We start from the raw sequence: 13672 nt of genomic DNA, 5'->3' as shown, positions 1-13672 counted from the left end.
CAGCAGCGCTGCGGCCTGGCCATCGCCGGGCCGCGCTTATTGTTCAAAGCAGGCCATCAGGCCGCTGCGCCGTTCCGTTCTGGTCGCAATGGCCATCTCCAGCACCCGCTCATCCGCATACAGCGACAACCGTCGCCGCGCGCGCGTAATCGCCGTATAGACCAGCTCCCGCGTGACCACCGGCGCGAACTGCCCCGGCAGGAGCAGCGCCGCATGATCGAACTCTGAACCCTGTGATTTATGCACCGTCATCGCCCACGCGGTGTCATTATCCGGCAAGCGGCTTGGCACGACGGGTTTCAGCTTGCCGCCGGGCATCGGGAACCAGACGCGCAGGCCGTCGCCACGATCCAGCGCCACGCCGATATCGCCGTTAAACAGCCCCAGCGCGCTGTCGTTGCGCGAAATCATCACCGGCCGCCCTTCATACCAGCGCGACAGCGGCATGCGACGAATCAGACGCCGCTGCGCCAGCGCATGTTCCACCCGTTCGTTAAGCCCGGCGACGCCGAACGGCCCTTCACGCAGTGCGCAAAGCATCTGGAATTCGCTAAAGGCCGCAAGAATGGCCTCCGGCTCGGCACGCTCGCGGATCAGTGTTAAGAACCGCTCGTAGCCCGCCAGCGTCTCGTCAATCATCTGCGCATAATCGTCGTTACCCGCCAGCGTTTTGCAGGCTATATCGTCAAATCCCCGGCTAAACGTCGCTCTGGCGGCGCGATGATCGCTGCGATTAACGGCAAACGCGAGCTGGCCGATGCCGGAATCGCTGCCAAAACGATAGCTTTTCTGCAGCAGGCACAGGCAGTCGCGCAGCGCGCCTGCCGGATGCGGCTCGCCGCCGCTAATGTGACACCCCGTGATGCGGGCAAGCTCGGTGGCGCGTTCAGTGGTAAAGCCGTGGTTTACGTAGTGGCAGATATCGCCGAGCACCGCGCCCGCTTCCACAGAGGCCAGCTGATCGCGATCGCCTAAAAAAATCACCCGCGCGTGGTCCGGCAGCGCCGCGATAAGCCGCGCCATCATCGGCAGGTCTATCATCGAAGCCTCATCCACCACCAGAACATCCAGATGCAGCGGATTACCTTCGTGGTAGCGCAGCCGCTGGCTGCCCGGCTGCGCGCCCAGCAGGCGGTGCAGCGTGCTGGCTTCTTCCGGCAGCGCGTTTTTCTGCGCGTCGCTCAGTGGCAAACGACGCAGCGCAGCGCCGAGCGATTCCGTCAGGCGCGCCGCGGCTTTACCGGTCGGCGCGGCAAGGCGGATACGAGGCAATTTCTCTTCTGAGAGCTGCACCATAGCCGCCAGCAGTTTCGCCACCGTGGTGGTTTTCCCGGTGCCCGGCCCGCCGGAAATCACCGAGATGCGTCGGGTGAGCGCGACCGCTGCCGCCACTTTCTGCCAGTCCACTTCATCGCCTGGTGGCCCAAAAAGCGACTCCAGCACCGCGCTCAGGCGCGCTTCTTCCAGCTCGATACGATGATTACGCTCGCGAAAGAACGCTGCGACCGCCCTCTCATGACGCCACATGCGGTTCAGATACAAACGCTCGCCGATGAGCTTCAGCGGCGTCGGCGCCTCGTCCTCGCTCACCGCAGGCGATGCCAGTAACAGCGAGCGCCAGTCGTCCGGATTGCCCGCCGCCTCAAACAGCGTTTGCGCCATTTCATCGTGACGCCCGGCGAAGCTGTGCGCCGCGCAAAGCCGGGAGAGCGGCAGACAGACGTGGCCTTCTCCGGCGTCGCGGCTCACCAGCGCGGCGGCGAGCATCACTGCCGGTTCTTCATCGCTTGCCACCATCATCGCAAACTGGGCATCCAGCGGGCGCAGAAGCTTTTGCACCACGGCTTGCTGGATCAGTTGATGCATTTTCATGACGCTTTCTCCTCCGCGCCGGCAAACAGCGCGTCCATCGCCGTCACCAGCGCCTGCGCGGGACGCGTGGTAAAGATGCCCTGACGGGTATCCTCTTTCGTTACGCCGCGCAAAAACAGGTAAATCACGCCACCGAAGTGGCGTTCGTAATCATAATTCGGCAGGCGATGGCGCAAATAGCGGTGTAGCGCCAGCGTGTATAGCTGATACTGCAGATCGTAACGGTGCGTCTGCATCGCCTGCGACATCGCTTCCACCGTATACGCTTCCGGGCTGTCGCCAAGCCAGTTCGATTTATAATCCAGCAGGTAATAACGCCCCTGCCAGCGGAAAACCAGATCGATAAAGCCTTTCAGCATGCCGCGCACCTGGCGGAAATCGAGCGGCGGACACTGCGCCGAAAGCGGGTCGTGCTCGCGAATCAGCGCGTCCAGCGCCTCAGGGCGAAGCGCGGCGTCAATCGGCACATAAAACTCCAGCTCCACCTGTTTATCTTTCGCGCCAAGCTGATTCAGCGACACGCCGGTCTCGTTGAGTGGCGCGCTCAGCACGTCATTTATCCAGCGGCTCAAAACCGGCTGCCAGGCCTCATCGAAACCGCCCAGCTGCAACTGCTGCGTTACCCACTCCGCTGATACCGGCTGGGTGAAATCGATCTCCTCAAAGAGGCCGTGCAGAAACGTGCCAGGCGACGCGCCGCGTGGAAACGTATGCGGCGACATCACCGGTTCATCAGGCACGTCACGCGCGCCCGCACCGTCCAGATCCAGCTTTGGCAGCAGATCCAGCGCGCGCCCTGCACCATGCTGCTGCAAGCCGGAATAACTGGTGACGCGCCACTCATCCATGATGCGTCGTTGCAGCTCGCGCGCCGCAAGCGTCGGCGGAGCAGATTCCGGCGGCATCCAGGGCGTGTTATCCGGCTCGCCCGGGATCTCCAGCGCCAGATTTTCATCGCACAAGGCTTCGATACAGCGACGCAGGCCGTTCGCATCCAGCGCTTCGCCTTGTTGAATCAGCCTGCCGAGCGCGCTGCGGTGAAGATCGGTTTCTCCCTCTTTCGCGCCACGGCGGCGAAAAAGCGGCGCTATACCCAGGCTGCAATGCCAGATGGAGCGCGTCAACGCCACATACAGCAGGCGTAAATCCTCCGCCAGCCGCTCCATCTCTGCCAGCTCCAGGCTCTCTTCGGCGTTGCTCAGATCGAGCATCGGCGTAAACGTCTCGCGATCGTGGTAAAAGGCCTGTTTCTGCTCGCGGAAATCGGCAATAAAGGGCAGCCAGACCAGCGGATATTCAAGCCCTTTCGACTTATGAATAGTAACGACCTGAACCAGATGCTTGTCGCTTTCCAGACGCAGTTGCTGGCTGGAGGCGCTGGCGTCCGGCTCGGCGATATGCTGGGCTAACCAGCGCACCAGCGCATATTCACTGTCGGCCTGCGCGGAAGCCTCCTGGAGCAATTCGCTCAGGTGGAGAATATCCGTCAGCCTGCGCTCGCCGCCGGGTGTGGCGAGCAGGTTTTCCGCCACCTGCCGGTGCGTCATAAGCGCGCGCAGCATCGGCATGACGCCGCGGCGCAGCCAGATCTGCCGGTAGCCGTCGAACTCTTCCACCAGCGCATCCCAGGCGTTTTCATTTTCATTGAGCGCTTCGATGGCAGGCGCATCCAGCCCGAGCATACTTGCCGCCAGCGCGCTGCGAAGCCGCGTTTCCACCTCTGGTGCCAGCACAGCCTGTAGCAACCAGAGCATCTCCAGCGCCTCCTGGGTTGCGAAGACGCTGTCGCGGTTAGAAAGATAAACGGAAGGAATGTTAAGCGCGTTCAGCGCCTCGCGTACCAGATTCGCTTCGATGCGGTTACGCACCAGCACCGTGATATCTGACGCCTGTACCGGTCGCGCACGCTCTTCGCGCCATAACAGCGCTTCGCCCTTCATACCCGCGCTTAACCAGTCGCGGATCTGCTGCGCACAGACGCGCGCCATCGTTTGTTGGTAATCACTTACTCCTGCGCCGTCGCCTTCCATGAGCCAAAGCTTCATGGCGGGCTGAGTTTTCCCGGCGAAGGTAAAACGCAGCGACTGGTTGCGCGCGGCAGGCTTCACTGCCAGGAAAGGGATATCGCGAAACATAAACGCGTTATCCATCTGGCTGAACACTTTATTGACGCTCTCCACCATACCCGGTGCCGAACGCCAGTTGGTATCTAGCGTATAGTGAGCGTTTACTTCGCCGCGAGCACGCATGTAAGTAAAGATATCTGCGCCGCGAAACGCATAAATCGCCTGTTTCGGGTCGCCGATGAGCAGCAACGTGGTCTCTTGCTGGCCCAGCCAGATACGACGGAAAATGCGGTACTGCTGCGGGTCGGTATCCTGAAACTCATCGATCATCGCCGCCGGATAACGCGCGCGAATCGCCGCCGCCAGTGCCTCGCCGCCCGGCTGATTCAGCGCCTCGTCGAGGCGGCTTAGCATGTCGTCAAAGCCCAGTTCGCCGCGGCGGCGCTTCTCCTGCGCGACGGTGTAGCGGATTTCCGTCATCGCTCTGGCAATGAGCAGATCGCGGATGGTGAAAGGCTCGGCCAGCAGCGCATCAATTGCTTCAAACACCGCGTGACGTGGCGCGTCGCCTTTTTTGGTCTTCTCAAGCAGCGTACTCTGGGCAAATTTTTCCAGCGCGCCCGGCAATTGCCAGGAAGTGGTTTCTTCCTCCGCCCAGGCGGCAACCTGATCGAGCCAGGCGGGCAGATAACGGCTGCTGTAGCTGCGCTTATCAACGCCCGAATTCTGAATCAGCACTGCCAGTTCAGCGGCGTTTTCACGCCATAGCGCTTTGACCTCGTTGATACGCGCTATCGCGGTTTCATAGCGCGACTCAATCGTTTCGTCATCCGGCGGTGGCGTTTTGAGCTTCGGCGCTTCGCCATGCAGAAAACTGTTTACATCACGCAACAGCGATTCCGGCCCGTCCCACTGTTCACAGACCACGCGCGCCAGCGGTTTGGCGAGCGGGTAACAGTGACGGCGCCAGAAATCGGCACAGGCCTGATAACGCAGCAGCGATTCATCTTCAATTAACTGCTGCTCAAACGGCATACCCGACTCAAAGGCATTCAGGCTCAGCATGCGCTGGCAGAAGCCGTGAATGGTAAAGATGGCCGCCTCGTCTATCTGCCGTTCCGCCAGCAGCAGCGTGCGGGCCGCCAGTGGTTTATCGGAAATTTCATCCAGCAGCCGCTGGTAGAGCGGATCGTCGGTGCGCTCGCGCAGGCAGGCCACACGCAGTTCGTGAATATTGCTGCGAATACGCCCGCGCAGTTCTTCCGTCGCGGCCTCGGTAAAGGTTACGACTAACAGCTCTTCAACGGTTAACGGGCGCGGGTGAGCCGCCTCGCCGCCCAGTCCTAATAGCAGGCGCAGATACAGCGCTGCGATGGTATAGGTTTTCCCGGTGCCTGCAGAGGCTTCTATCAACCGCTCGCCCGTTAAGGGCAGGCGGAGGGGATCAAGGGGCGCTGCTGGCTCATCGGTCATTGCGTATCACTCAGAAGCGGTAAAGATTGTTGCAATTCGCTGACGCTTTGATAGACCGGCCATCCTTCAGGCGTCGCATAACGCGCCTGCGGGCTTTGGCTACCGGAAACCTGTGAGAGGATCGTCATGCCCTGTCGGGCAAGCACGGCCTGATGGAAAAAGTCGGCCAGTTTTTGCGGCGTCAGCTGTCTGATTTCGGCCACAACTTTATCACGAGAATCGAAATTTAAATTATCCCGATCGAAGTCTTTACTCACCTGCGAGGCTTCTTCGCCAAGCGTCTGTGGGGCCTGTTGCATATCGTTAATGATGCTTTGCTGAATATGCGCAAAATCCTGCGCGTTAAGCGCGCGAAGCCGCGACTCCACTTGCGGGAAGAAAGCCTGATAGCGTTTCCAGAGGAAATCGGGCTGCTTTTCGCTGCTTTGGAGCAGGAAACCGATCCCCCACTGACGTCCTACCGGCATCGGGAACGCAAAGACCGCATACCCTAACTGCTCCTGCGTACGCAACTGGTTATAGAACCACGGCGAAATAATCTGCCCAAGCATAGCGCTACAGGCCGAACTCGTGGACTCGCTATACCCGACAGGGACAAACAGCGCTGCCAGTGCGGAATCCGTGCTGCTGCCCGCTTTGTTAAAAATGGCCTGCTGTGTTTTCTCAACGCTGACATCCCGGGTGCGTGTCCAGCTTTTCCCTTTCAGGCCCAACTGGTGAACGGCCTCCTGTGTGAAATTTTTCACCTGCTCAGGGGCCAGGTTGCCGACCACGAGAAATTCTGCACGGGCATGGGTTTTCAGGCTCTCGCGGTAAGCGAGAATGTCATTAAGCGTTATCTCCGGCAGCAGCGCGCGACGTTCTTCGCGCTGGAAATACGGCACCTGAGAGACCATCTGTACCGGCATAATGGCCTGATCGTAGGCTTTCCCCTGTTCCGCCGATGCCAGCATCTGCTTATACCAGGACTTCGCCTGCGCCAGCTGATCCTCGGTGGGTTCATAGCTGAAATAGCCATCCAGCAGCGTGAGGAACAGCTTACGTAAATGCTGGGTGTAGCCGTTCGCGCTGATCAGCAACCCGCTATTGGCACTGCTGGAAAAACTGATGCCGCCCACGGAAGCCTGGTTGCTCAGCTGATCAAGCGCAATTCCAGCCAGATAATCGTTAAGCGCGAACAACACCTGGTTTTTCGCGCTGTTCATCGCCTGCTCATTGCGTAGCACCAGCGTGATATCCGCTCTCGGCTCGCTGGCGAAATAGCGGCTTGGCATATAGAGCACGCGCAATTCCGGATCCTGAACCAGCAGCTTAGGGTGCGCATACGGCTTCTGGGGTTTAATCAGGCTGAAATCGCTCGGGATGTAAGGGTTTGGCTCCGGCAGGGTAAGCGCAATCTGCTGCCCCAGCGTTTGCCACTGTTTTAGCGTTGCAGCCGGGATTTTCTCAACCTGATACGGCGCGCCGACAAAATAGGCCGTTTTGTTGTGCGGCTCGTCAGGGCTGATATACCAGATTCGCGCGTTTTCCGGCGTCATCATCGCAAGACGCGCTTTCACCGCCCCGGGATCAAACTGGTCCGCAATATTCACCACATCCAGCGTATGCTCGACAGGCACGCGCAGCATGCTGTCTGCCAGCCACTCGACATAGTTCATATCCCGGGTGATGGAGGGATAGCGGAAATCGAGATCCAGCACATGAGACAGCTCGGTGAAATAGCGTTTATCAATGCCTTTTTCGCGCAGCGTCTGAAGGTAACGGAAGATGGCTGCCACAACGCGGTCGCGCTGTGAGAGCCCTTTGTCCGTGAGCGAGACGGAAATGACCATTACGCCGCTGTTTCCGGCAACAACAGGGTCAGAGTCCGCTCTGACACTTTCGGCAAGCCCCTCCTTTTGCAGCCAGTCTGATAACGTGCCAGGGCTGCGGCTGCCTATCATATAGCCGATGAGTTCATCGGTTTTGCTGCGGAATTTGTCGCTGTTATTATCGATGCGAAACTCAACGCGCAGCGCCTTAAGCGGCTGTACAGGAACATAATGAATAAAAATCCCTTGCTGTGCGGGCGTAACGACAGGCGTTGTGATCGCCGGCGCCGTCAGTTTTTTATTCGGCACGCGTCCCCAGGTTTTCGCGGCCATGCGGGCAAGCTCCGGCAATGGACGATTGCTGTAAACCACGGCTTTCATGAGATTCGCGGAATAGTATTTATCCCGGAAGCCCACCAGCGCCTCATGCAGCGGGCTGCCGGGTTTATCACGCAGCGTCTCCAGGTTGCCACCGGAAAAACGCGAGCCCGGATGCGCCGGGTTTAACGTTTCGGCGCTGACCTGCGCCATACGCATGCCGTCACGTGCACGCGCCATGGTTAATTCAGCATTAACCGCGTTACGTTCACGATCGGCATAGGTTTTATCAAGATTCGGCGCGGCGATCGCGTCCGCAAGCCTGTCCATCGCGCCGTCGAGAGCATCGTTTTCTACCTCAAGATACCAGGCGGTACGGTAAGGCGCCGTGCTGGCGTTATGGCTTCCGCCATGCAGCTTCAGATATTCCGCCAGGCTGTCAGGCTCAGGGTATTTTTGCGAGCCCATGAGCGTCATATGCTCAAGATAGTGCGCGAGCCCGAGATGATCGTCAGGATCTTCCAGCGACCCCACCGGCAGCACCAGCGCAGAGAGCGACTTTACAGCCTGCGGATCGGAGACCAGTAACACCACCATTCCGTTATCGAGCCGGATAGCCTGGTATTGACGATTATCACGATCGCTTTTGCGGATCGTTTCTTTCAATGGTTGCCAGCCCGAGTCGGCCTGAGACAAGGGTGCCCAGAAGGCCATGCAGATCAACAGCGCTTTGTACCAGTTACGACATCCAGGCATCAATAAACCTCTCATTTACTGCTTCTACTATTCATCATTAACAAACGGCGCATGTGGCTACACCCTTCTCATGAGGCCGTTAAAGTGGCCGTCTGCGCTTAATGGATCAGGGCTGGTGATGGCGAAAGAGCGGCAACAAATAACGCTGCGCTTCGCGGATGATGGCCTCGTAATATTCGGGTTCCAGATTGCGCCACAGACGCTGATACCAGATATCCATCCCCTCGCCTTCCACCATCTGGTTACCCGTCCACGCCTGAATCAGCTTATTACGCGCTTTCTGCTGGGTTTCTTCATCCCACAGGATGACGTCGTTCTTCACGTCATAACAGGCTTTTAGCCACTCGCCGCCGCTCTGGGGTAATAAAATCAGAGGTTCGCGCATACCCTGCTGATAACCTTCGGTAAGCTCGCGTAAATAGTGTTCCGCTTGCTCACGCGGTACAGGCGGAAAGCGCCAGCAGCTATCTTTTCGACCGTAAATCCGACTGGTTCCTTCACCGCCGCAGGCACAGTAGACCAGATGCTCGAGCCAAAGTTGCATTCCATGTTCAACACGCAGTATGGAAGGCCGCCAGCGTAACAGGCCGTCCTGCTGCACATGCTGCAGCCAGCCGGTCATTTCAACATTGCCAAGCTCAAGTGCAATCTCCTGGCTTTCGCCGCTATCGCGCTCGGCAAGCACTCGCTCGGCCAGAACCTGCATTTCCTGTAGCTGACTTTCCCAGAACAGCTCGCCGAACGCGCCATAGGGCAGCTCGCCTGCCGCGCGGTATCGTCGGTAAAGCGCCTCGGGATCCTGCTGTTCTACCAGCGTATTCAATAGCTGCTGGTTCATGTGATAGCGGCCGAGACTATCCAGCGTAAAAGGCTCGGCATCCGGCAGTTCGCTCTCTTCCGTGCGGAAATTAACCTTCAGCCGTAACTGGAAAAAGGCACGCACCGGATGTCGCCAGAAGCGCTGGAACTGTTCAAACGGCAGCTCCTCAAGCGTGACCGGCGTCAGCGGTTTGATAAATTCCGGATGCGCCTCGCCCTGATCGCTGGCCGCTGGCAGCCATTCGCGGGCATAGCTCTGCGTCTCTCTGGCTGGCTGAAAGTTTTCCGCATCAAAAGGGGTACGGGGATAAAGCCGCATCAGATGGGCTTTGACCTTTTTCGCGCTTTCATCACAATTGAGCACCTCGTCGCCCGGCAGGTAATGGCTCTGGGCAAGATAATCCACGAGTTCCTGCACAAGCACTGACGGATATTTTTCGCTGTTATCCTGTACCGAGCGGCCAATATAACTGATGTAAAGCTGCTGCTGGGCGGAAATCAGCGCCTCCAGGAAGAGATAGCGGTCGTCGTCACGACGGCTGCGATCCCCACGCTGCGGCTTCTGGCTCATCAGATCGAACCCTAGTGGCGCAAGCGTTCGCGGATAAACGCCGTCGTTCATGCCAAGCAGGCACACGACCTTAAAAGGAATCGAGCGCATCGGCATTAACGTGCAGAAGTTCACTGGCCCGGCGAGGAAGCGCTGGCTGATACGCTCCTGGTCGAGCATTTTCGCAAGCTCATCGCGCAACAACGTGAGTGGCACTTCATCTTCATAGTGCGCGCCTATGCCCTGCTCGATAATCGCCTGCCACTGCTGTTCAATTAGCGCCAGCGCGGCTTCAGTTTCGGCGTCCGGGGCGAAGAAACTATCAAGCATTTCCCGACAGACCGGCAGCCATTCCGCCAACGGCCGCGCCTGCGAAAGCCCTTTGCGCCACAAATTGAGCTGCATTAAGAGTTCAGCAAGGTGGCCCACCAGCTCGGCAATCAGCCCGCTGGATTCATCGTAGGGCAGCACAGACTGCCATTCGCCAAGATGGCTTTCCATGGCGTAGCCCAGCAACATACGGGTGAGGCCGAACTGCCAGGTGTGCTGGCCAGTCGCTGGCAGCGCCAGTTCACGCACGTTGTCATCATCAATGCCCCAACGTACGCCGGACTCATTCACCCACTGGCGCAGAAAACGCAGCCCTTCTTCGCTGATGTTAAAGCGGGCGGAAAGCGACGGGACTTCCAGTAGCGCCAGAACATCTTCAGAGACAAAACGGCTGTCCGGCAGCGAGAGTAACGTAATGAAGGCCTGGAGCGCAGGATGCGCCTGACGGGCGCGCCTGTCCGAGATGGCAAACGGCAGGTATCGTTCCTGACTCGCGCTGCCAAACACGGCCTGAATAAACGGGCTGTAGCTGTCGATATCCGCCACCATCACGATAATATCGCGCGGCGTCAGCTCTGGATCGGCCTCCAGCATCTGCAAAAGCTGGTCATGGAGAATTTCAACTTCGCGCTGGGGGCTGTGGCAGACGTGCACACTGATGCTGCGATCGTCAGGATCCAACAGGCGTTTCCCGTCGCTGCGCTCAAACTCTTCAAGCGTCACGCCCGCCTGCGCCTGATTACGCAGCTCCAGCAGATCGAACTGCAGGCTGTGCAACAGGTTATCGGGTTCGAGATCGACAAACACATCCATCTCTTCAAAGCGCTCAAGGCCTGAAAGCAGGTACGTATAGTCGCGGCCTAATTTACCCCAGGAAGCAAGCAGGGGGTTTCCCACTTCCTGTTCGCCTTCCTCGTTGAACAGCGCGGGGGCTGTTTCGCTGTCTTTAAAAAGCGGTGCCGTTCCCTCTTTCGCATGCAGTTTACGCTTACGGCTCAATAGCCTCGCCAGGAAGGCCGGATCTTGTATGTCACCCCAGTAATAGCGGCACGGGTTAGTAAAAAGAAGATGCACGTCAATGTGTTTACCCAGCGCCTGTAAGGCCTGTAAATAGACGGGCGGCAGCGCCGAGATGCCGCAAATAAACACGCGCGCGGGCAGCCCTTCCGGGCGGCTTTCCGCCGTCTCAAGCGTGCGAATAAAACGCTGATAGAGGTTGGCGCGGTGCCACTGCGGCTGCCCCAGTTCAGCGGTGTGTTCAACCAGCGCACGCCAGAGCGGCGCCTGCCAGCGCTGTGGATCGCCAAGACCATCGACAATATCTCCCGCCTCCCAGCGAGTTAACCACTCGGGGCGATACACCAGATACTGATCGTAGAGATCCGCCACGCGCGAGGCGAGCTGGAACAGCTTCCGTTTGTCCTCGTCATCATGCAGATAGTGCCGCAGCATGTCGAAGTCAGGTGAAGTGAGCATACCAGGCAAAAGCTTCATGAGTTTCCAGCTCATGTTCTGTTTGGTAAAAGCGCTCTCCTGCGGAATATCGCGCAGCACGCGCACAAACATGTCCCAAATGAAGCTTGCCGGAAGTGGAAACTCGATATTCGCAGCGATGCCAAATTTCTGTGCCAGGCTCATCTGCAACCATTGCGCCATACCGGTGCTTTGCACCAGGACGATTTCTGGCTCGAAGGGATCGGGAAGCGGCTGTTGTTCAACAATGAACTCCATAATCGCCTCCAGCACATCAAGCCGGTTGGAGTGATAAACCCGTAACATAGTGACTCCTGACTACTGCTTTTCAGAGGGGCAATGTAGACGTCTTAACTGCCCTTGCCTGCCCCCAGGGCTCGACACAAGAACCGAAATGCTGACACATCCCGCACTGGAAGTCTTCACCCGCGTCGCTTTCCAGCCTTCAGGTAAAGACGGTGGGTCGATTTCTGCCTGCTGGCTCGCAAAACGCCAGAGCTGCCGATAGTGCCACTGATGAAGAAACCCTTGCGCAAGTACCTGATAATACCCCGTCAATGCCCCGATGATGACGATGAATAAAACCAAAGAAACCAGCACTTCCGGCAGGCTAAACCCAGTCTGACGGTGGCGAGCTATGGAAGCTTGCATTGCTTCGCCTCCGGGAGTGGACAAAAGTCGCTCCAGCCATGCGGCATAAAACGCAGACGCTCACCGTCTGGCTGCGCCCAACGCCATAGAGTGAGGGGCGCCGCATTCTCTTCCACGCCCTCTGCTGCGACCAGAAAATACGTTTGCATTTGCCTGACGCAGGCGCGGCCTTTCACTTCAGGCAACAGCTGACATTGCCACTGCGGCGTAAAGGCCCAGTCCCGGCTTTGCGAGAGCGTCAGTGCTGAGAGCGCCGCGTTAAACGCTTTAATCGCCGCGCTCTCATTTGCCGCCCGGCCAAAACGGCTGTCCAGTTGCTGCTGCAACCCGCTCAGCATCAAGCTACCCAACAGCAGCAAGGCCAGAACCATAGCAATCGTCGACATGCCCTTCTCCCTGGCATTCATAAATTAAACCCGCTGACGCTATGCTCAACGGCCACCGGCTCGCCGTGATAGCGGAGCATTGTTGCACGTAACGCCACGGTAAATAGCGGAGGAAAGCCGGGCCGCTGTTTTTCCTGAACCTGAAACTTGTCGATGCGCACCATGGCGGGATTCGTCATTTTCTCCCATCCTTTACCCTCGCAGGACATGGCGCCACGCTGCGTCTCAAGGCTACCGTCGCGCAGGCGATACCCTGTTTGTTCAGCATCTGCAGAAGGCGTGGTCTCGAAACGTCCATTGTTGTTAGCGTCCCACTGCACCAGCAAACAACTGCCGTCGCTATTGAGTTGCAGTGCACGGCTATCACAACCGCCGTAGCAGTAACCGGCTCGCTGTATCTGTTTACCCACCGTAAATGCCAGCTGCCAGAGCTCTTCCTGCAGTAGCGTTTGCTGCGCCTGGCGCAGTACCCCAAGCTGTAACGCCGGGAGCAGTCTGGACGCGCCAGTTAACAATACGCTGCTTATGCCAAGCGCAATCAGTACTTCAAGCAGAGAGAATCCTGTCTCTTTTACACGCATGATGTCCCTTCTCCCGGCTCGCACAGCCGGATCCGCCCCCAGACTGAAATAATAATGCGCCACTCACCCGCCGGGCTACGTAAAATGATGTGACCGGGCCAGGCCGTATTGCGTAAGCCATAAAAGGCGAGACCTGGCGTTATCTCAACGATCTCTACCTCCGGCCACGGTGGCGAAAACTGGTTTTTTGCCCCTGTATTGCATGTCTGCTCACCGCTCGTCTGTGTGCCGAGGCACCATCCCTGAGAACCACGGTTCAACCAGAGTTTGTGGTCAACGTTACGCCAGTTTGCATCCTCCCTGAGTGCTTCAAGAAAATCCCGCGTCTGCTGTGCGGTCTGCCACAAGCGTTGCTGGTTTTGCCAGCGCTGCCAGCCATACACGCCAGCCGTGCTCATGCCGATAACAATGACCAGCACCACCATCACTTCAATCAGGCTATAGCCCTGCTCTTTTCTGTTCATGGCGCAAGTGTGCCACTGTCAGCAAACGTGACCAGCGGCAATCCGTGAAACTGGAAGACATCCCGGAAGAAATCGGCACGTTTGCATGTGCTTGCAGGCGTCCTGGAAGACGTGCCGAAGAA

General features: G+C 58.2%; 8 protein-coding genes. All 8 read right to left on the bottom strand.

Going from position 1 to position 13672, the window contains the following annotated elements; all coding sequences use genetic code 11:
- Positions 1-36: 36 nt before the first annotated feature.
- Positions 37-1872, bottom strand: coding sequence for an exodeoxyribonuclease V subunit alpha (recD, locus tag AFK66_RS03255; protein WP_007777799.1), 1836 nt, complete (start codon positions 1870-1872; stop codon positions 37-39).
- Positions 1869-5411, bottom strand: a complete 3543-nt coding sequence (gene recB / locus AFK66_RS03250; RefSeq protein WP_032968396.1) for an exodeoxyribonuclease V subunit beta — start codon at positions 5409-5411, stop codon at positions 1869-1871. Before recB ends, recD begins: the two co-directional genes overlap by 4 nt.
- Positions 5408-8296 carry a pitrilysin gene (gene ptrA, locus AFK66_RS03245; protein ID WP_032982930.1) on the bottom strand — a complete coding sequence of 963 codons (2889 nt, stop codon included), beginning with the start codon at positions 8294-8296 and terminating at the stop codon, positions 5408-5410. The genes recB and ptrA overlap by 4 nt, the downstream gene beginning before the upstream one ends.
- A gap of 106 nt (positions 8297-8402) precedes the next feature.
- Positions 8403-11774 (bottom strand): exodeoxyribonuclease V subunit gamma, encoded by a 3372-nt coding sequence (gene recC / locus AFK66_RS03240; protein ID WP_007777802.1) that lies wholly within the window; start codon positions 11772-11774, stop codon positions 8403-8405.
- Positions 11775-11786: 12 nt separating this feature from the next.
- Positions 11787-12119, bottom strand: coding sequence for a prepilin-type N-terminal cleavage/methylation domain-containing protein (locus AFK66_RS21010; RefSeq protein ID WP_032971137.1), 333 nt, complete (start codon positions 12117-12119; stop codon positions 11787-11789).
- Positions 12104-12505, bottom strand: coding sequence for a DUF2509 family protein (locus AFK66_RS03235; RefSeq protein WP_007777805.1), 402 nt, complete (start codon positions 12503-12505; stop codon positions 12104-12106). The genes AFK66_RS21010 and AFK66_RS03235 overlap by 16 nt, the downstream gene beginning before the upstream one ends.
- Positions 12506-12522: 17 nt before the next feature.
- Complete coding sequence (locus tag AFK66_RS03230) at positions 12523-13086, bottom strand: prepilin peptidase-dependent protein (protein ID WP_007777807.1); 564 nt, start codon at positions 13084-13086, stop codon at positions 12523-12525.
- The gene (locus AFK66_RS03225; RefSeq protein WP_007777808.1) at positions 13077-13550 is read right to left on the bottom strand and encodes a prepilin peptidase-dependent protein; all 474 of its coding nucleotides are present in this window, start codon (positions 13548-13550) and stop codon (positions 13077-13079) included. Before AFK66_RS03225 ends, AFK66_RS03230 begins: the two co-directional genes overlap by 10 nt.
- Positions 13551-13672: the final 122 nt, after the last annotated feature.

The sequence above is a fragment of the Cronobacter malonaticus LMG 23826 genome (assembly GCF_001277215.2).
Classification (GTDB): Bacteria; Pseudomonadota; Gammaproteobacteria; order Enterobacterales; family Enterobacteriaceae; genus Cronobacter; species Cronobacter malonaticus.
This window is presented reverse-complemented; position numbering and strand designations above follow the sequence as displayed.